We start from the raw sequence: 17510 nt of genomic DNA on the forward strand, positions 1-17510 counted from the left end.
GATTTATCTTGACATCAAGATAAATTGCAGGCTTTCGCCTGAGGGCTGAGCGGAGCAGACTGGTTAGGTCTGCCTTGCTAGCCGCAGGGGCTCGCTGGCGAGCAAGATGGAGGCGCCTGTCGCTCCCATCCGAATAGAAGGAGACGGATTCGTGTCCACGGTGAACAGCTTCGGTGCCAAGAGCACCCTGACGGTCGGCAGCACCGACTACGAGATCTTCCGCATCGACACGGTGCCCGGTTTCGACAAGCTCCCTTTCAGTCTGAAGGTCCTCCTCGAGAACCTGCTTCGCACCGAGGACGGCGCGAATGTGACCAAGGCGCAGATCGAAGCACTGGGTTCGTGGGATGCCGCGGCTGAGCCGAGCACCGAGATCCAGTTCACGCCGGCCCGTGTGGTCATGCAGGACTTCACCGGTGTTCCCTGCATCGTCGACCTCGCCACCATGCGCGAGGCCGTCACGGCGCTGGGTGGCGACGCGAACAAGATCAACCCGCTCTCGCCCGCCGAGATGGTCATCGACCACTCGGTGATCGCCGACCTCTTCGGTTCCGAGAACGCCCTCGAGCGCAACGTCGAGATCGAGTACGAGCGCAACGGCGAGCGGTACCAGTTCCTGCGCTGGGGCCAGACGGCATTCAGCGACTTCAAGGTCGTTCCCCCCGGAACCGGCATCGTGCACCAGGTGAACATCGAGCACCTGGCCAAGGTCATCTACGACCGTGACGTCGACGGAGTGCTGCGCGCCTACCCCGACACCTGCGTCGGCACCGACTCGCACACCACGATGGTCAACGGCCTGGGTGTGCTCGGGTGGGGCGTCGGCGGCATCGAGGCCGAGGCCGCGATGCTCGGCCAGCCCGTGTCGATGCTCATCCCGCGCGTCGTCGGCTTCAAGCTCTCGGGCGAGATCCCGGCCGGCGTCACGGCTACGGACGTCGTGCTGACGATCACCGACCTGCTGCGCAAGCACGGAGTCGTCGGCAAGTTCGTCGAGTTCTACGGTGAGGGCGTGGCATCCGTGCCGCTGGCCAACCGCGCGACGATCGGCAACATGTCGCCCGAGTTCGGTTCGACGGCGGCGATCTTCCCGATCGACGACGTGACCCTCGACTACCTGCGTCTGACCGGCCGCAGCGACGAGGCCGTCGCGCTGGTCGAGGCGTACGCGAAGACCCAGAAGCTCTGGCACGACGCATCGCAGGAGCCCGTCTTCAGCGAGTACCTCGAGCTCGACCTCGGCACTGTGGTGCCGTCGATCGCCGGCCCGAAGCGCCCGCAGGACCGCATCCTCCTCTCCGAGGCGAAGTCGCAGTTCGAGCAGGACATCCTGGCCTACGCCGCACCGTCGACCTCGGACGACGTCGTCGACCTCGAGTCGAAGCACTCGTTCCCCGCCTCCGACCCGGGCAACGCGCCCGGTGAAGAGGAGCCGCGCACCACCCGGCCCGTGCACATCAACAGCGGCGCACCGGCGAACGCGTCGAAGCCCGTGCCGGTCACCACTCCATCGGGTGAGAAGTACATCCTCGACAACGGTGCAGTGACCCTCGCGGCGATCACCTCGTGCACCAACACCTCGAACCCCTCGGTGATGATCGCCGCAGGTCTCGTCGCCCGCAAGGCGCTCGAGAAGGGCCTGAAGCAGAAGCCCTGGGTCAAGACCACCCTCGGCCCCGGCTCGAAGGTCGTCACCGACTACTACGAGAAGTCCGGACTCGACAAGGACCTCGAGGGCCTCGGCTTCTACACCGTCGGCTACGGCTGCACCATCTGCATCGGAAACTCGGGTCCGCTGATCGAAGAGGTCTCCGCGGCCATCAACGATCACGACCTCGCCGTGACCGCCGTGCTCTCGGGCAACCGCAACTTCGAGGGCCGCATCAGCCCCGACGTGAAGATGAACTACCTCGCGAGCCCGCCGCTCGTCATCGCCTACGCCCTCGCGGGGTCGATGCACTTCGACTTCGAGAACGATGCGCTCGGCAAGGGATCCGACGGCAACGACGTGTTCCTCAAGGACATCTGGCCGACACCCGACGAGGTGCAGGAGATCGTCGATTCCTCGATCTCGCGTGAGCAGTTCATCAAGCAGTACGCGACCGTCTTCGACGGTGACGAGCGCTGGCGCAGCCTGCCCACCCCGGACGACGACATCTTCCAGTGGGACGAGAACTCGACGTACGTGCGCAAGGCTCCGTACTTCGACGGCATGACGATGGAGCTCACCCCGGTGCGCGACATCGAGGGCGCCCGCGTCATGGCGACTCTGGGCGACTCGGTCACGACCGACCACATCTCGCCCGCCGGCAACATCAAGCCCGGCACCCCCGCGGCGCAGTACCTCATGGAGCACGGGGTCGACCGCAAGGACTTCAACTCCTTCGGATCGCGTCGCGGCAACCACGAGGTCATGATCCGCGGCACGTTCGCGAACATCCGCCTGAAGAACCTGATGGTCTCGGCTGTCAACGACGGCCAGGTCGTCGAGGGTGGCTACACCCGCGACTTCACCCAGCCCGGTGGACCGCAGTCGTACATCTACGACGCGAGCATGAACTACCAGGAGCAGGGCACGCCCCTCGTCATCTTCGGTGGCAAGGAGTACGGTTCGGGATCGTCGCGCGACTGGGCGGCGAAGGGCACGAGCCTCCTCGGCGTCAAGGCGGTCATCACCGAGAGCTTCGAGCGAATCCACCGTTCGAACCTGATCGGAATGGGCGTCGTCCCGCTGCAGTTCCCGGCCGGTGAGAGCTGGGAGTCCCTGGGTCTCGACGGCACCGAGATCGTCTCGATCTCCGGTCTCGAGGAGCTCAACAACGGCGTGACCCCGAAGACGGTTCGCGTCACGGCCACGCCGAGCGAGAACTCGCCCGAGGGCAAGCAGGTCGTCGAGTTCGACGCGGTCGTCCGCATCGACACCCCCGGTGAGGCGGATTACTACCGCAACGGCGGCATCCTGCAGTACGTGCTGCGTTCGCTGGTCTGATCGCACGATCGGAAAGGGCTCGGTTCTTCGGAACCGGGCCCTTTCCGCGTCCCGGGGGCGGTGTCAAGGGGGAGTCGCTCTCCGAGCTTTCCCGGGTGCCCGGGGTAGGATCGAGCAGGCGTCCGTACCGGAATCGGCGCCGCGAACGGTGCCTAAGAGGAGGTGCAGATGCCCATTCTTCCGAGCATCTCAGGACCCCGTGACCTCGACTCCCTGTCAGAGGATCAGCTGATCGAACTCGCCGGTGAGATCCGCGAGTTCCTCGTCGAGAACGTGTCGCGCACCGGCGGGCATCTCGGCCCCAACCTCGGTGTCGTCGAGCTCACGATCGCTCTGCACCGCGTCTTCTCGTCACCCGACGACCCCTTCATCTTCGACACGGGGCACCAGTCCTACGTGCACAAGCTCCTCACCGGTCGCCAGGACTTCTCGTCTCTGCGAGTGCGCGGTGGACTCGCCGGGTATCCCCAGCGCGGCGAGAGCCCTCACGACGTGGTCGAGTCCTCGCACGCGTCGAGCTCGCTCAGCTGGGCCGACGGTGTGTCGCGCGCGCTGACCGCCACGGGGCGGGCTGACCGTCACGTCGTCGCCGTCGTCGGCGACGGAGCACTCACGGGCGGCATGACGTGGGAGGCGCTCAACAACATCTCCGACGACAACGATCGCAACCTCGTGATCGTCGTGAATGACAACGGTCGTTCCTATGCGCCGACCATCGGCGGCATGTCCCGGTTCCTCAATCGGGTGCGCACCGCGGCTGCGTACAAGGAGCTGCACCACAAGTCGGACCGACTCTTCCGTGCGTTCGGTCCGGTCGGCCGCGCGGTGTTCCGCGGGGTGCGCGGCGGCACCCACGGCTTCCTCTCGCGGTTCACGAACAACGAGGCGCTGTACTCGAACCTCGACATCAAGTACCTCGGCCCGGTCGACGGGCACGATCTCCCCGCCCTGCTCGAGACGCTCGAGCTGGCCAAATCGTACGGTGCGCCGGTGATCGTGCACACGATCACCGAGAAGGGCCGCGGCTACCAGCCTGCTCGCGACGATGAGGCCGACCAGTTCCATGCGGTCGGACGCATCGACCCCGCGACCGGCGAGACACTCTCTTCCAGCGGAACGGGCTGGTCCGACGTGTTCTCCGAGTCGCTCGTCGCCATCGGAGAGCGTCGAAGCGATGTCATCGCGATGACCGCAGCGATGCTGCGACCGACCGGTCTCGCGCCGTTCGCCGAGCGCTTCCCCGATCGCGTGTACGACGTGGGCATCGCCGAGCAGCACGCCGTCGCGTCGGCCGCAGGTCTCGCCTTCGGAGGTCTGCACCCCGTCGTCGCGGTCTACGCCACCTTCATGGGGCGCGCCTTCGACCAGGTGCTCATGGACGTCGCTCTGCATCGGGCGGGCGTGACCTTCGTGCTCGACCGCGCCGGCGTCACCGGCCCGGACGGTCCCAGCCACCACGGCATGTGGGATCTCGCGATGCTGCAGATCGTCCCGCACATCCGCATCGCCGCGCCGCGTGACGGAGCCCGGTTGCAGGAGGCCCTCGATGAGGCGGTGCTCGTCGACGATGCGCCGACCGTCATCCGCTTCCCGAAGGGCGACGTCGCGGCGGATCTTCCGGCGATCGAGCGGCTGCACGACGGCGTCGATGTGCTCGCCCGCGGCGAGTCCGAGGATGTCCTGCTCATCGGCATCGGCCCGTTCGCCGCGCTCGCGATGGACGTCGCAGAGCGTCTGCGCGCTCAGGGCATCGGCGCCACGGTGATCGATCCGCGCTGGGCCATCCCGGTGCAGCCCTCGATCGTGAGCATGGCAGCTCGTCATCGTCTGGTCATCACCATCGAAGACGGCATCCGCGTCGGCGGCATCGGCACGCGTGTCCGGCAGGTGCTTCGCGAGGCGGGCATCGACACCGCCGTCGACGAGCTGGGGCTTCCTGACGAGTTCATCGATCACGCGTCGAGGGACCAGATCCTCGCCGACGCCGGTCTCACCGCATCGAAGATCGCGCAGGACGTCGTGTCGCAGGTGCTCGGGACTCGGATCCCCGTCGCTCGGGATGCGGGTACGAGCGGGACGGTCGATCTGCCGCTGCACGAACGCCGCTGACCGGCGTCGCCACCGCGTGACGGCGGATGACGGTCACAGACCGTTCGACCGCTGCGATCAGTTGAGAGCGTGGAGTGCGGCGACCGCCTGCGCCCCGCGATCGGTGTCCCGGAGCGCGGCCGAGAGCAGATAGCCGTCGGTGAGCGCGTCACCGGTGACCATGACGCGTACCAGCTCGACGCCGCATGCCCGACGCACCTCGTCGGCGCTGGCCGCGATCACGCGGGTGTTGATCTCGTCGTTGTGGGGCAGCTCCGCGCCCTCGAGGCCGCGGATGACGTCGCGCAGTGCGGCGCCCACGATGTTCGAGGCCCGTTCTTTGACGTTCACGACGTCGAGTTCGAACACTCGGAGATCTCGTCCGGTCGGGATCGGTCGCCACTCGAACGACGCGTGCACCCGGTGCTGATGGCCGCTCGCCCCGGTCATCTCGCGCGCGGGCAGATCCGTCGCCCTGCAGCGCACATCGATCAGTCGATACCAGTAGAACAGGGGGAACGCGCCATGCGACCCCGGATCGAGGACCACGACCTCGCCGACCGCTCCGCCACGTGAGGTGGGGCGCCGTTGCGGGCGGTTCCGGATGATCGGCTTGCCGTTCCGGGTGCGGATCGCAGCCCACCCCTCATCGACCGTGACGATGAAGATCTTCAGCAGCGCCGGCACGACCAGCAGGATCGTGAGGATCGCCGTGCCGGTCTTGAAGAGCCCCGACATTCCCTTGCCGCCCAACATCGAGAGGAGCATGTCCATGCCACCACTGTGCCCCCTCGATCGCGTTCGGAGCGCTCTCTGAGCGGCGCTGGCGAAGGTGTTCATTCGCTGTTCCGTGCTCGTTACCCGGTGTGCCGTGACGCGGATACGGTTGGCGGCGGTCGCGCGGATGCGGCGTCGTCAGGAGAACGTGGCGAGGATCTCGGCGACCTCGGATTCGACGAACGCCCTCTGCCGCTCCCGGTCGTCGTCGACGAGGCCGAGCCGGGTGCGGCGATCGAGGACGTCGTCGGCGGTCATCGCGCCCTCCGCGCGGACGGCGAAGTCGATGGTCGCTGGGGAGATGTGCCCCCGGCCCCCGCTGTCCTCGGCCCTCATCGCGGAGTCGGTGAGGCGGAGGGATACCGTGCGGCTCGCGCCGGCGTCGAGCCCCGCCGATGCCACGGCGAGGTCGACCGCATCCTCCGCCATCCGCCGGTAGGTGGTCAGCTTGCCTCCGAGGACGTTGACGAAGCCGCGCTCGGAGACGCGGACCAGGTGCCGACGGGAGATGTCCGCCGTCGACGCCGCACCGGTGTCGACGAGCGGCCGCAGGCCCGCGAACGATCCCCTGACCTGCGTGCGCGTGATCGGGACGGTCAGTACTCGGTTGAGGTTCGCGAGCAGGAACTCGATCTCGCCCTCGGTCGGCTCGGGGACCCGCGGAACAGGGCCCGGCGCATCTTCGTCAGTGAGTCCGACGATCACGCGGCCGTGCTGCTGCGGCAGCGCGAACACAAAGCGGCTGATCGACCCCTCATGCGGAATGGTCAGTGCCGAGGACGGGTCGCCGAGATCCGCGGCATCCAGCACGATGTGCGTTCCGCGGCTGGGCCGCACGGTGATCGACTCGTCGAGGCTTCCGGCCCAGACGCCGGTGGCATTGACGACGGATCGGGCGCGCATGTCCAGACGCTCGCCCGTCAGCACGTCTTCGGCGGTCGCGCCGTCGACGCGCAGCTCGAGCGCTCGGACGCGGGTGAGGACGCGGGCGCCCAGACTGGCGGCTGTCCTGGCGACGGTCACGACCAGGCGGGCGTCGTCGATCAGCTGCCCGTCGTAGGAGAGCATCCCTCCGCGCAGCCCAGCTCCGGCGAGCGACGGGAAGAGCCGCTGTGCCGTACGCGCCGAGACGAGACGCGGCGGGGGGAGGAACCGGCGCGGCGTGCCCGCTCGCATCCGCAGCAGATCACCCAGGGCCATCCCGACCGCGCCGGCTGCGCGCTGGCGGGCCGTCAGCCCTGTCGTGAAGGGCAGCAGCTGCGGGAGAGAGCGAATGAGGTGCGGCGCGATCCTGGTCATCAGCAGGTGACGCTCGAATGCGCTCTCCTTCGCCGTGGCCACATCGCCGGTGGCGAGATAACGGAGTCCACCGTGCACCAGTTTCGAGCTGAATCGGCTGGTGCCGAACGCGAGGTCCTCGCCTTCGAGAAGAGTGACGCTCAGACCCCGCGAGGCGGCGTCGAGCGCGACACCGACCCCCGTGATGCCTCCGCCGATCACCAGAAGGTCGACGGTCTGCTCCGCGGCCAGGGAGAGCTCTGCGGCCCGACGCGCGACGTTGAGGTCGGGGGAGTGCGCGGTCATGGCCGCAGGAGCCCGTCGAGGGCTGCTCGCAGCTCGCGCTCCCAAGACTCCTCGGAGAGGAGCTCCGTTACCGTTCCGTGCGAGAGCACGGCCGACTGCGCGATGAGCAGCAGCATGACGGCAATCTCGTCGGGATCGCCGTGCCTCACCGATCCTCCCTGCTGCGCCGCACCGATCGCGGTCGCCAGCCACCTCAGGATGAGTCTCTGGCTCGAACCCACACGCTGCAGCGTGTAGCGGGTGAACGCCTCCGGTTCATCGGCGAGAAGCCGTCCGTACACGTCGTCGGCGCGGAAGAGGGTGGAGAAGCGGAGAACGTCGTCGACGAGTCCGTGTCGGCTGGTCGCGTGCGTGGGGAACTGCGCGAGGATCACCGCGACTCTGCGCAGGAGCGCTGAGCGGACGACATCGTCGGCGTCGTTCCAGCTGCGGTAGATCGTCGGCCGGCTGTGCCCCGCGCGCCGAGCGAGCTCTGCGATCGTGACGCCATTCACGCCTCGTCGACCGATCAGCGCATCGGCGGCGTCGAGGATGCGCGACTGCGTGGCATCCCACTCCGGAGCGCGGTCGGACATCGCGTCGAGCACCAGTTGACGTTCTTCCATGATCTGTCACACTGTAACGCATGGGCTCAGAGAACGGCAGGGTTGCCGTGACGACGGAGATGCGATGGAACGGCTGGGGCGATCCCGCCAGGGCGTCGGATCTGCCGCGCGCCGTCCGGATGATGCTGCCGTTGCTGCTCGGTCGCGTGCACAAGCCCGCGACGCCCGTGGAACTCGCCGAGGTGGCGCTCGCGCCGTCGTCGCTCCAGGAGGACGATCTCGAGGGACTGGCCGCCGTCGTCGGCGCGGAGCACATCGACATTTCGAGCGAGACGCGCATCCGCCATGCCGGGGGACGTTCGACGACGGACCTTCTCCGGCGCCGTAGACCTCAGCAGACTTCCCCTGACGCGGTGGTGCTGCCGGGGACCCACGATGAGGTCGCGGCGGTGCTCCGGGCGTGCGTCGACCGGAGGATAGCCGTGATCCCGTTCGGCGGTGGGACGAGCGTGGTGGGCGCTCTCGATCCCGAACGCGGCACGCACCGCGCTGTCGTCAGCCTGGATCTGCGCCGGCTCTCGGGCCTCATCCACTTCGACGAGGCGAGCGGCGAAGCGATTCTCGCCGCCGGAACGACGGGGCCGGATGCTGAGGCGCTGCTCGCGGCCAGGGGGTTCGAACTCGGTCACTACCCCCAGAGCTTCCGGTACGCCACGATCGGAGGGTTCGCCGCTGCACGCTCGTCAGGTCAGAACTCGGCAGGGCATGGGCGATTCGACTCCATGGTCACCGGGCTGAGAGTCGCGACGCCGACCGGCGACATCGAGCTCGGACGGTCGCCGGGATCTTCAGCCGGGCCCGATCTCGTCCGCGTCTTCCTGGGGTCGGAGGGCATCTTCGGCGTCATCACCGAAGTGAGAGTGCGCGTTCATCCGGTACCGCGTGACCGCCTCTTCGAAGCCTGGACCTTCGCGGACTTCACGCAGGGCGTCGAGGGACTGCGCCGCGTGACGCAGCACGGTGGCGGCCCGACAGTGCTGCGTCTGTCGGATGAAGCCGAGACGGCGGTCAGCCTCGCCCAGGTCGGTCGGATCGGGCGGGCCCTCGCGAAGGGCGCGAGCCTCGTCACCGTCTATGAGGGAGACGACATCGCCGAGCGTCGGGGGCGCACATCGGCGATCCTGGCGGCGGCCGGTGGGATCTCGTCGGGTGAGGGCGCCGCAGAGGGGTGGCTCTCCGGGCGCTTCGACGGTCCGTATCTGCGCGACTCGCTGCTGGATGCAGGAGTGTTCTGCGAGACGCTCGAGACGGCGACCACCTGGTCGAACCTGCTGCACCTCAGAGCGGCGGTCACGTCGGCTCTTCGCGCAGGATTCGAGGATGCCGGCGCCCGGTCGTACGTGATGTGCCACGTCTCGCACGTCTATCCCACCGGAGCCTCGCTGTATTTCACGGTGATCGCGAACCTCCGATCCGAACCGCTCGACACCTGGACGCAGATCAAGCGACGCGTGAACGATGCGCTGCTCGCGGCGGGCGGTACCATCAGCCATCACCATGCGGTCGGTCGTGATCATGCCGCCTGGCTGGAGCAGGAGATCGGAGACACGGGGGTGCGAATCCTCGCGGCCATCAAGCGGGAGCTCGATCCGACGTGGATCCTCAACCCGGGAGCGGTCATCTCGTCGGATCGGTCGCGCGGACGTGGCTGAGCACATCGCGGTGCTGTCGAACCCGTTCGCAGGAAAAGGTCGTGGTGCCCGAGAGACCGAGGTCGCCGTGGCGCACCTGCGATCCCGAGGAGCGGACGTGCGGGCGTACACGGGCGAGTCGGCGGCATCGAGTCGGCTCCTGGCGACTCGGGCGCTCGACGCGCGCCCGGGGGTGCTCGTCGTGGTGGGCGGAGACGGCACGCTGTCCGGCATCCTCGACGTGGTCTGCGCTGCGGGGGTTCCGGTGGTCCTGGTGCCTGCGGGCACGGGCAACGACCTCGCTCGAGCCCTGGGCCTGCCGCGTCGCGACGCGGTCGCTGCGGCCGAGCTCGCTCTGACGGGTATCCCGCGCACGATCGATGTCGGCGAAGTCCGCGCCGCCGACCGCGTCGATCTGTTCCTGACGATCGCCGCCCTCGGGTTCGATGCGAAGGTGAGCGATCGGACCAATCGGCTGCGCTGGCCGCGCGGCGTGCTGCGCTACTACCTGGCGCTGGTCGTGGAGCTCGTGCGACTGCGGCCGATGGATTTCACCGTCTCCCTCGATGGCGCGGAGCCGGTTCACGTGCCGGGAACGCTCGTCGCCGTGGGCAATACGCCGAGCTACGGAGGTGGCATGCCTCTCTGCGTGGGCGCCGCCGCGGACGACGGGATGCTGGACATCGTGCACGTCGCGCCGCTGACCCGGCTCCGCCTGCTGCGGCTGTTCCCGCTCCTGCTGCGCGGAGTGCATCTCGCTCGACCGGAGGTGACGCGGCGCCAGGCTCGTACCGTGACAGTGAGCGCGCCTGGACTCGTCGTCTACGCCGACGGAGAGCGCATCGCCGAAGATGAGTGCACGATCGGAATCCGGCGCTCCGCGCTGGCCGTCCTCGTCCCCTCAGGTGCCGGAGGGACACCGTGAACCACAGGTCGGCTTCTCCTCACCACGCCCAGGACTTCGACGAGGACGTCGTCGTCATCGGCTCGGGGTTCGGCGGATCGGTCGCTGCGTTGCGGCTCGTGGAGAAGGGCTACCGTGTCCGCGTGTACGAGGCGGGCCGACGCTTCGAGGACGAGGACTTCGCGAAGACCAGCTGGGACGTCCGCCGCTATCTGTGGGCACCGAGGCTCGGCTGTTTCGGCATCCAGCGCATCCATCGCCTGCCGCACGTGATGATCCTCGCCGGGGCGGGCGTGGGCGGAGGGTCTCTCAACTATGCCAATACGCTGTACCAGCCCGGCGGAGCGTTCTTCGCGGATCCGCAGTGGGGCGCTCTCGCAGACTGGGAGGAGGAGCTGGCGCCGCACTATGCGACGGCGAAGCGGATGCTCGGGGTGGTCGAGCGCTACCCGCACTCCGGACCCGTCGAGCGCATCATGGCAGGAGCGGCCGAAGATCTCGGCGTAGGAAGCACATTCCGACACGCGCCGGTCGGGGTCTGGTTCGGCGCGCCGGGAGTTCGGACGCCCGATCCCTTCTTCGGTGGGGAGGGGCCGGACCGCACCGGATGCACTCTCTGCGGCAACTGCATGGTCGGATGCCGCGTCGGCGCGAAGAACACGCTCATGAAGAACTACCTGGCGCTGGCCGAGAGGCGAGGCGCCGTCATCGAAGCGCTGCGCACCGTCACCGAGGTGCGTGCCCTGGCAGACGGCGGCTTCGCCGTGACGACGGAGCGCAGCGGAGCGTGGTTCCGGCGCGACCGTCGCACCGTGAGCGCGCGTCAGGTGGTGCTCGCCGCGGGAACCTGGGGCACGCAACAGCTGCTGCATCGGATGAAGCTGTCCGGGGCCCTTCCGCGGGTCTCCGATGCGGTGGGTCGCCTGACGCGGACCAACTCCGAGGCTCTCGACGGTGCCGTCGCCGTCGCCGTTCCGGCGTCCCTCGAACTCGCGCACGGTGTCGCGATCACGACCTCGTTCCACATCGACGAGAGCACTCACGTCGAGAATGTGCGGTACGGGCCGGGATCGAACCTGATGGGGGCCCTCGCATCGCTGATGGTGCCGGGCGACCGAGGTCTCGGAGGCCGTCTCGTGAGTGTGCTGGGCCAGGTCGTCCGCGCACCGATCCGTCAGTTGCGTCTGGGCTCGCTCCGACGTTGGAGCGAACGGGGCATCATCGCACTCGTGATGCAGACCCTGGACAATTCGCTCACTCTGTCGCTCCGGCGCAGATTCGGGCGGATGGTCATGACGAGCGCGCAGGGGCACGGCGCACCGAACCCCAGTCATCTTCCGCAGGCTCATCGCGCGGCTTCGGCGATCGCCGCGCGTGTCGAGAAGGACGGCGGGGTCGCCGCCGAGCCTCGCGGATCCTGGCCCGAGATCTTCGGGATTCCGCTCACCGCCCACTTCCTCGGCGGAGCGGTGATCTCTGGGGCGCCCGAGACCGGTGTCGTCGACCCCTTCCACAGGGTGTGGGGTCACCCGGGGCTGCACGTCATGGACGGCGCAGCGGTTCCCGCGAATCCCGGGGTGAATCCGTCGCTCACGATCACCGCGCTCGCTGAGAGAGCGATGTCGTTCTGGCCGCGTTCCGGTGAGCTCGACGAGCGTCCTGCACCGTAGACACGGAAAAGGGGGCCGCCGGACGGCGGCCCCCCAGAGGTTCAGCTCAGCGGTGCTCGATGCCGCGGATCTGCGGAGTGTGGAACTCTCCGCCGAACGCGCGCTGCGAGGCGCCCTCGCGGTCGAGGTAGGGCGAAGCCCCACCATCGATGAAGGGCCAGCCCGCGCCGAGGATCAGGCACAGGTCGATGTCCTCGACCTCGGGTACGACGCCCTCGTCGAGCATCATCTTGATCTCGCTCGCAAGGCCGTCCTGCACCCGGTGCAGGATCGTCTCGGCCGACGCGGGCGTCTTGCCGACAGCGGGCTTCAGCAGCTTCTCGGCCTGCTTCGTCCAGCCGGTCACACGACCGCCCTTGTCCTTCTCGATGACCCCGTCGAGCTCCGCGAGAGCGTGGAAGTTCTCGTTCGCGTAGAAGCGATCGGGGAACGCGTGCGCCATCGTGTCCTGCACGTGGGCGGCGACCTTCCATCCGACGAGATCGATCAGCTGGAAGGGACCCATCGGGAGTCCGAGGGGCGCGAAGGCCTTCTCGACATCCGTGATCGGGGTGCCCTCGTACACCGCGCGAGCCGCTTCGCCCATGACCTTGGCCAGCAGACGGTTCACGACGAAGCCCGGCGCGTCGGCGGTGAGGACCGCGTTCTTGCCGAGATTCTTCGCGACGACGAACGCGGTCGAGAGCGCCGCCTCCGAGGTCGTCGGTGTCTTGACGATCTCGATCAGCGGCATCACTGCCACCGGGTTGAAGAAGTGGAAGCCGACGAGGCGCTCGGGGTGAGCGAGCTTCGCGCCGATCTCCTCGACCGAGAGCGAGGAGGTGTTGGTCGCCAGGATCGCGTCCTCGGCGATGATCTTCTCGATCTCGCCGAACACCTGCTGCTTGACGCCGACCTCCTCGAACACGGCCTCGATGACGAAGTCGCAGTCCGCATAGAGGTTCTTGTCGGTCGTCCCGGTCACGAGCGCGCGCAGCTTGTTCGCGGAGTCCGCATCCAGGCGGCCCTTGGTCTCGAGCTTGCCGATCTCCTCGTGGATGTAGGCCACGCCCTTGTCGACGCGCGCCTGATCGAGGTCGGTGATGAGTACCGGCACCTGCAGCTTGCGCACGAAGAGCAGGGCGAACTGGCTCGCCATGAGACCAGCGCCGATGATGCCGACCTTCGTGACCTTCTTCGCAAGTGCCTTGTCGGGGGCTCCCACCGGACGCTTCGCACGCTTCTGCACGAGGTCGAAGGCGTACATGGATGCTGCGAACTGGTCGCCCGTGACGAGTTCGGCGAGCGCCTCGTCCTCACGGGCGAAGCCCTCCGCCTTGGTGCCGCTCTTGGCCTTGTCGAGCAGGTCGAGTGCGGCGTAGGGCGACTTCGGGACGGTGCCGATCTTCGATTCCAGCATGCCGCGTGCCATCTTGATGGCGATCGGCCACTTCGTGAGTCGCTCGATCTTGCCCGGCTCGTTCCTGCGCTCGACCTTCTTGCCGCCGAGCACGGCGTCCGCCCACGCGAGCGAGTTCTCGAGATAGTTCGCGGCGGGGAAGATCGCGTCGACGATGCCGAGGTCGAACGCCTGCTGCGGCTTCAGCATCCGGTTCTGCTTGAGCGGGTTCGAGATGACCACCTCGAGGGCGTTCTCGATCCCGATCAGGTTGGGCAGCAGGTAGGCGCCGCCCCAGCCGGGGATGATGCCGAGGAAGACCTCGGGGAGTGCGATCGCCGCGGCGGAGGCGTCGACCGTGCGGTAGGTCGAGTTGAGTGCGATCTCGAGTCCGCCTCCGAGTGCGAGTCCGTTCACGAAGGCGAACGACGGAACGCCGAGCTCCCCGAACTTTCCGAGCACCTTGTGGCCGAGCTGCGCGATCAGGCGAGCGTTGTCCCGCGACCCGACCTTGCTGATGTCGGAGAGATCGGCGCCGGCGGCCAGGATGTACTGCTTGCCGGTGATGCCGACCGCCTGGATCTCGCCGGCTGACGCACGAGCGGCCAGGCCGTCCAGCGTCTCACCGAGGGCGGTGAGCGTCGCCGGCCCCAGAGTGTTCGGACGCGTGTGGTCGCGTCCGTTGTCGAGGGTGATCAGTGCGAGCACCTTGCCCGACGCGAGACGGATGTCACGCACGGGGGAGTGCGTGATCACCTCGCCGTCGGTGAGCGCCTGGATGGGGGAGAAGTCAACGTTCGCGTACTGCTCGGAAATCGAGTGGGCCATCAGGCTTACTTCCTCTTCTTGCCGTCGAAGTGCGGGTTCTCCCAGATGACCGAGCCGCCCTGTCCGAGACCGACGCACATGGCCGTCAGGCCGTAGCGCACATCGGGTCGCTCGGCGAACTGCGCCGCGAGCTGGATCATCAGACGCACGCCGGATGCCGCGAGCGGGTGGCCCAGCGCGATCGCGCCGCCCCACTGGTTGACGCGGGGGTCGTCGTCGGCGATGCCGAAGTGGTCGAGCAGCGAGATCACCTGGATGGCGAAGGCTTCGTTGAGCTCGAACAGGCCGATGTCGGCGATCGTGAGTCCGGCCTTCTTCAGGGCCTTCTCGGTCGAGGGAATCGGGCCGATTCCCATGATCTCCGGCTGCACGCCTGCGAAGGCGAACGAGACCATGCGCATCTTCGGCGCGAGACCCAACTCCTTGACCGCGCCGCCTCCGGCGAGCAGTGACATCGTGGCGCCGTCTGTGAGGGGCGACGAGGTTCCGGCGGTCACACGGCCGTGCGGGCGGAAAGGAGTCTTGAGGGCCGCGAGGTCCTCCATGGTGGTCTGCGGACGACGACCTTCGTCCTCCGTCGCCAGGCCCCATGCGCCGTCGGCGGTCTTGGTCGCGACGGGCACGAGATCCGGCTGGATCTTGCCCGCGTCGTACGCCGCCTGCACCTTGTGCTGGCTGAGCATGCCGAATCGATCGGAGCGCTCCTTGGTGAGGTGCGGGAAGCGATCGAAGATGCGCTCGGCCGTGACACCCATGTTCAGAGCGCCGGGGTCGACCATGCGCTCCGCGACGAATCGCGGGTTGGGGTCGGCGTTGCCGCCGATCGGGTGGTGACCCATGTGCTCGACCCCGCCGGCGAGCGCGAAGTCGTACATGCCGACCCCGATCGATGCTCCCATCGTGGTGACGCTCGTCATCGCTCCCGCGCACATGCGCTCGACGGCGAGTCCGGGCACCGTCTGCGGGAGTCCTGCGAGGATCGCCACGGAGCGCCCGAGGGTCAGGCCCTGGTCTCCGGTCTGGCTGGTCGCGGCGATGGCGACGTCGTCGATGCGGTCGGCCGGAACGGCTGCGTTCCGCTCCATCAGGCCGATGGTCGCCTTGACGGCGAGGTCATCAGCGCGGGTGTTCCAGTACATGCCTTTTTCGCCGGCGCGCCCGAAGGGGGTGCGCACTCCATCGACGAAGAAGACGTCCGAGATCTCGGCCACTCTGCCTCCAAGTTTGTGCGGTGGCCTCAGTCTATGGAGGGCCGGAAACGGGGCGGAATCGGTTGGATCGAACCTACGAAGCCGGTGCGGACGCCTCGTCGGGCGTTTGCGCCGCCTCTACAAAGGCGTCCGCGATCTTCTGTGCAGTCTGTGCAATCTGCCACGGGCGGGCACCCAGCGCGGCGAGTGCCTCGCCGATGGCCTCGGGCGTCGTTCCCGGTACATCCCACGCCACACGGCGCAGGTGATCGGGGGTGAGCAGGTTCTCGGTCGGCATCCCGAGTTCCTCGGCCGTGGCCTCGACGACCGGGCGGGCGGCTTTGAGTCGCGCGTCGGCCTCCGGATTGCGATCGGACCAGGCTCGCGGCGGCGGCAGCGTATCGCTGGGAACCCGCTCCCGGGGAAGCTCCTCCGTGGCACGTCCGTCGACCATCGCCTGCCACCAGCGGTCGAGCTGGGTGCGGCTCGCTCGGCCCTGGAACTCCTTGATCCCGGCGAGCGCCTGCTTGCTCTGCGGGTTCGCCAGCACGGCCGCGATGAGCGATCGGTCCGGCACCAGACGGCCGGGAGAGACGTCCTGATCCTGGGCGAAGCTCTCGCGAGCCTGCCACAGTGAGCGAGCGACCGCGAGGTTCCGCGCGCCGCGCACCTGGTGCAGTCCGCTGAGTCGTCGCCAGGGGTCTTCGCGAGGAGGCTTCGGCAGTCGGGCGAGCGTGGCGGCGAACTCCTCGGCCGCGTACTCGGTCTTCCCCTGCTCCTCGAGCTCCGCCTCCAGAGCCTCGTAGACGTCGATGAGGTGCAGCACATCGAGTGCCGCGTACTCGAGCCATGCAGCGGGAAGGGGTCTGGTCGACCAGTCCGCCGCGGAGTGCTCCTTCTTGAGCGTGATGCCGAGCGTGTTCTCGACGACCGCGGCGAGTCCGACTCGGTCATGACCCAGCAGTCGCGATGCGAGCTCCGTGTCGAAGATCGTGTGGGGGAGCAGATCGAGTTCGCGCAGAGACGGAAGATCCTGGCTGGCGGCGTGGAACACCCACAGGGCGTCGCCGATGGCCTGCTGCAGAGGGCTGAAGTCGCCGAGAGCGGGAGGGTCGAACAGGAAGACCCCCGCGTCGCGGCGGAACACCTGCACGAGATAGGCGCGCTGGGAGTAGCGGAATCCGGATGCCCTCTCGACGTCCACGGCGACAGGCCCAGTTCCTGCGGCCAGTGCGGCGCATGCCGCGTGGAACTCCGAGACGTCGGAGATCACGGAGTATTCAGTCACGTGCTGCCTTTCGCGCGCCGATAACGGCGATGCCCTCGGAACCGGGCGGAAGACCCGCCAGCATCCCGACCAGTTCGACCCAGGCCTCGACATGGGGTGTGAAGGGGCCCTCGGGTGTCCAGGACGCCCTCAACTCTATCTGTGCGCCGTCTCCTTCGTCGGCGAGTCCGCCGAACCCCTTCGACAGGGTCTTGGTCGACGTGCCCGACGCGGAGTGGTAGCCGGCGCCTCTCGAGTCGAGTGCATCGACGAGCCAGGACCACGTGACGTCGGCGAGCAGGGGGTCGGTGCCGATCTCGGTCTCGAGCGGCGCCTGGGCGAAGATCACGATCCGCCAGTCGCCGTCCCATGCGGCGGGGTTGTCGGGATCATGCAGCAGAACGAAACGTCCCGTCCCGTATGCCGACTCTCCGCCGTCGTCCGGGCGGACGTCGGCTGCGAGGGCGAGGGCGTGCGGAGCGAGGCCCTGCGGCGTCGCTATCTCGCGGATGGTGATGTCTGAGCGGAAGGCGATGTCGCGCAGTTCAGCCACGGCGGCGTCGAAGATCGTCCCGGCATCGGGGTGTGCGGTCACGGCA

12 protein-coding genes are annotated in these 17510 nt (G+C 68.0%); 5 read left to right on the forward strand and 7 right to left on the reverse strand.

All coding sequences use genetic code 11. From position 1 onward, the window contains the following. Positions 1-106 precede the first annotated feature (106 nt). Together ACZZZF_RS02340 and dxs are read left to right on the forward strand one after the other, a co-directional pair. Entirely contained in the window at positions 107-2989 is a 2883-nt protein-coding gene (locus tag ACZZZF_RS02340; RefSeq protein ID WP_171821918.1) for an aconitate hydratase, read from the forward strand. Positions 2990-3157: 168 nt separating this feature from the next. Then, positions 3158-5098: a 1-deoxy-D-xylulose-5-phosphate synthase gene (dxs, locus tag ACZZZF_RS02345; RefSeq protein WP_056278804.1), complete on the forward strand. Its 1941-nt coding sequence runs from the start codon at positions 3158-3160 to the stop codon at positions 5096-5098. A 57-nt stretch (positions 5099-5155) separates the two neighbouring features. Here dxs and ACZZZF_RS02350 read toward each other — a convergent pair whose 3' ends face one another. The 3 genes from ACZZZF_RS02350 to ACZZZF_RS02360 form a co-directional block, all read right to left on the reverse strand. Further along, positions 5156-5851, reverse strand: coding sequence for an SPFH domain-containing protein (locus ACZZZF_RS02350; RefSeq protein ID WP_053096235.1), 696 nt, complete (start codon positions 5849-5851; stop codon positions 5156-5158). Positions 5852-5992: 141 nt separating this feature from the next. Next, the gene (locus tag ACZZZF_RS02355; RefSeq protein WP_463496934.1) at positions 5993-7438 is read right to left on the reverse strand and encodes a glycerol-3-phosphate dehydrogenase/oxidase; all 1446 of its coding nucleotides are present in this window, start codon (positions 7436-7438) and stop codon (positions 5993-5995) included. Continuing rightward, positions 7435-8043, reverse strand: a complete 609-nt coding sequence (locus ACZZZF_RS02360) for a TetR/AcrR family transcriptional regulator (protein ID WP_463496938.1) — start codon at positions 8041-8043, stop codon at positions 7435-7437. The genes ACZZZF_RS02355 and ACZZZF_RS02360 overlap by 4 nt, the downstream gene beginning before the upstream one ends. Positions 8044-8063: 20 nt before the next feature. Between ACZZZF_RS02360 and ACZZZF_RS02365 the strand changes: the two genes are divergently transcribed. From ACZZZF_RS02365 to ACZZZF_RS02375, 3 genes are read left to right on the forward strand one after another with little or no spacing between them, the layout of a single operon-like run. Then, positions 8064-9695: an FAD-binding oxidoreductase gene (locus ACZZZF_RS02365; RefSeq protein WP_463496941.1), complete on the forward strand. Its 1632-nt coding sequence runs from the start codon at positions 8064-8066 to the stop codon at positions 9693-9695. Continuing rightward, entirely contained in the window at positions 9688-10599 is a 912-nt protein-coding gene (locus tag ACZZZF_RS02370) for a YegS/Rv2252/BmrU family lipid kinase (RefSeq protein WP_463496943.1), read from the forward strand. The genes ACZZZF_RS02365 and ACZZZF_RS02370 overlap by 8 nt, the downstream gene beginning before the upstream one ends. Further along, a complete protein-coding gene (locus ACZZZF_RS02375; RefSeq protein ID WP_463496946.1) occupies positions 10596-12248 on the forward strand; it encodes a GMC oxidoreductase in 1653 nt (550 codons plus the stop codon). Before ACZZZF_RS02370 ends, ACZZZF_RS02375 begins: the two co-directional genes overlap by 4 nt. Positions 12249-12294: 46 nt before the next feature. On the opposite strand, the gene ACZZZF_RS02380 is transcribed toward ACZZZF_RS02375, so the two are convergent. The 4 genes from ACZZZF_RS02380 to ACZZZF_RS02395 form a co-directional block, all read right to left on the reverse strand. Beyond that, positions 12295-14454, reverse strand: coding sequence for a 3-hydroxyacyl-CoA dehydrogenase NAD-binding domain-containing protein (locus ACZZZF_RS02380; protein WP_463496949.1), 2160 nt, complete (start codon positions 14452-14454; stop codon positions 12295-12297). Between the two features lie 5 nt (positions 14455-14459). Then, complete coding sequence (locus tag ACZZZF_RS02385; RefSeq protein ID WP_463496951.1) at positions 14460-15665, reverse strand: thiolase family protein; 1206 nt, start codon at positions 15663-15665, stop codon at positions 14460-14462. A gap of 73 nt (positions 15666-15738) precedes the next feature. After that, positions 15739-16932 (reverse strand): ribonuclease D, encoded by a 1194-nt coding sequence (locus ACZZZF_RS02390; RefSeq protein ID WP_053096223.1) that lies wholly within the window; start codon positions 16930-16932, stop codon positions 15739-15741. Then, complete coding sequence (locus ACZZZF_RS02395; RefSeq protein ID WP_056278798.1) at positions 16925-17506, reverse strand: DUF3000 domain-containing protein; 582 nt, start codon at positions 17504-17506, stop codon at positions 16925-16927. The genes ACZZZF_RS02390 and ACZZZF_RS02395 overlap by 8 nt, the downstream gene beginning before the upstream one ends. Positions 17507-17510 lie beyond the last annotated feature (4 nt).

This window comes from Microbacterium sp. AC215 (assembly GCF_979258645.1).

What these genes read in the sequence shown, in the direction of transcription:
- ACZZZF_RS02340 (WP_171821918.1), top strand. Translation starts at nt 107, where the DNA reads ATGGAGGCGCCTGTCGCTCCCATCCGAATAGAAGGAGACGGATTCGTG.
- dxs (WP_056278804.1), top strand. Translation starts at nt 3,158, where the DNA reads ATGCCCATTCTTCCGAGCATCTCAGGACCCCGTGACCTCGACTCCCTG.
- ACZZZF_RS02350 (WP_053096235.1), bottom strand. Translation starts at nt 5,851, where the DNA reads ATGGACATGCTCCTCTCGATGTTGGGCGGCAAGGGAATGTCGGGGCTC.
- ACZZZF_RS02355 (WP_463496934.1), bottom strand. Translation starts at nt 7,438, where the DNA reads ATGACCGCGCACTCCCCCGACCTCAACGTCGCGCGTCGGGCCGCAGAG.
- ACZZZF_RS02360 (WP_463496938.1), bottom strand. Translation starts at nt 8,043, where the DNA reads ATGGAAGAACGTCAACTGGTGCTCGACGCGATGTCCGACCGCGCTCCG.
- ACZZZF_RS02365 (WP_463496941.1), top strand. Translation starts at nt 8,064, where the DNA reads ATGGGCTCAGAGAACGGCAGGGTTGCCGTGACGACGGAGATGCGATGG.
- ACZZZF_RS02380 (WP_463496949.1), bottom strand. Translation starts at nt 14,454, where the DNA reads ATGGCCCACTCGATTTCCGAGCAGTACGCGAACGTTGACTTCTCCCCC.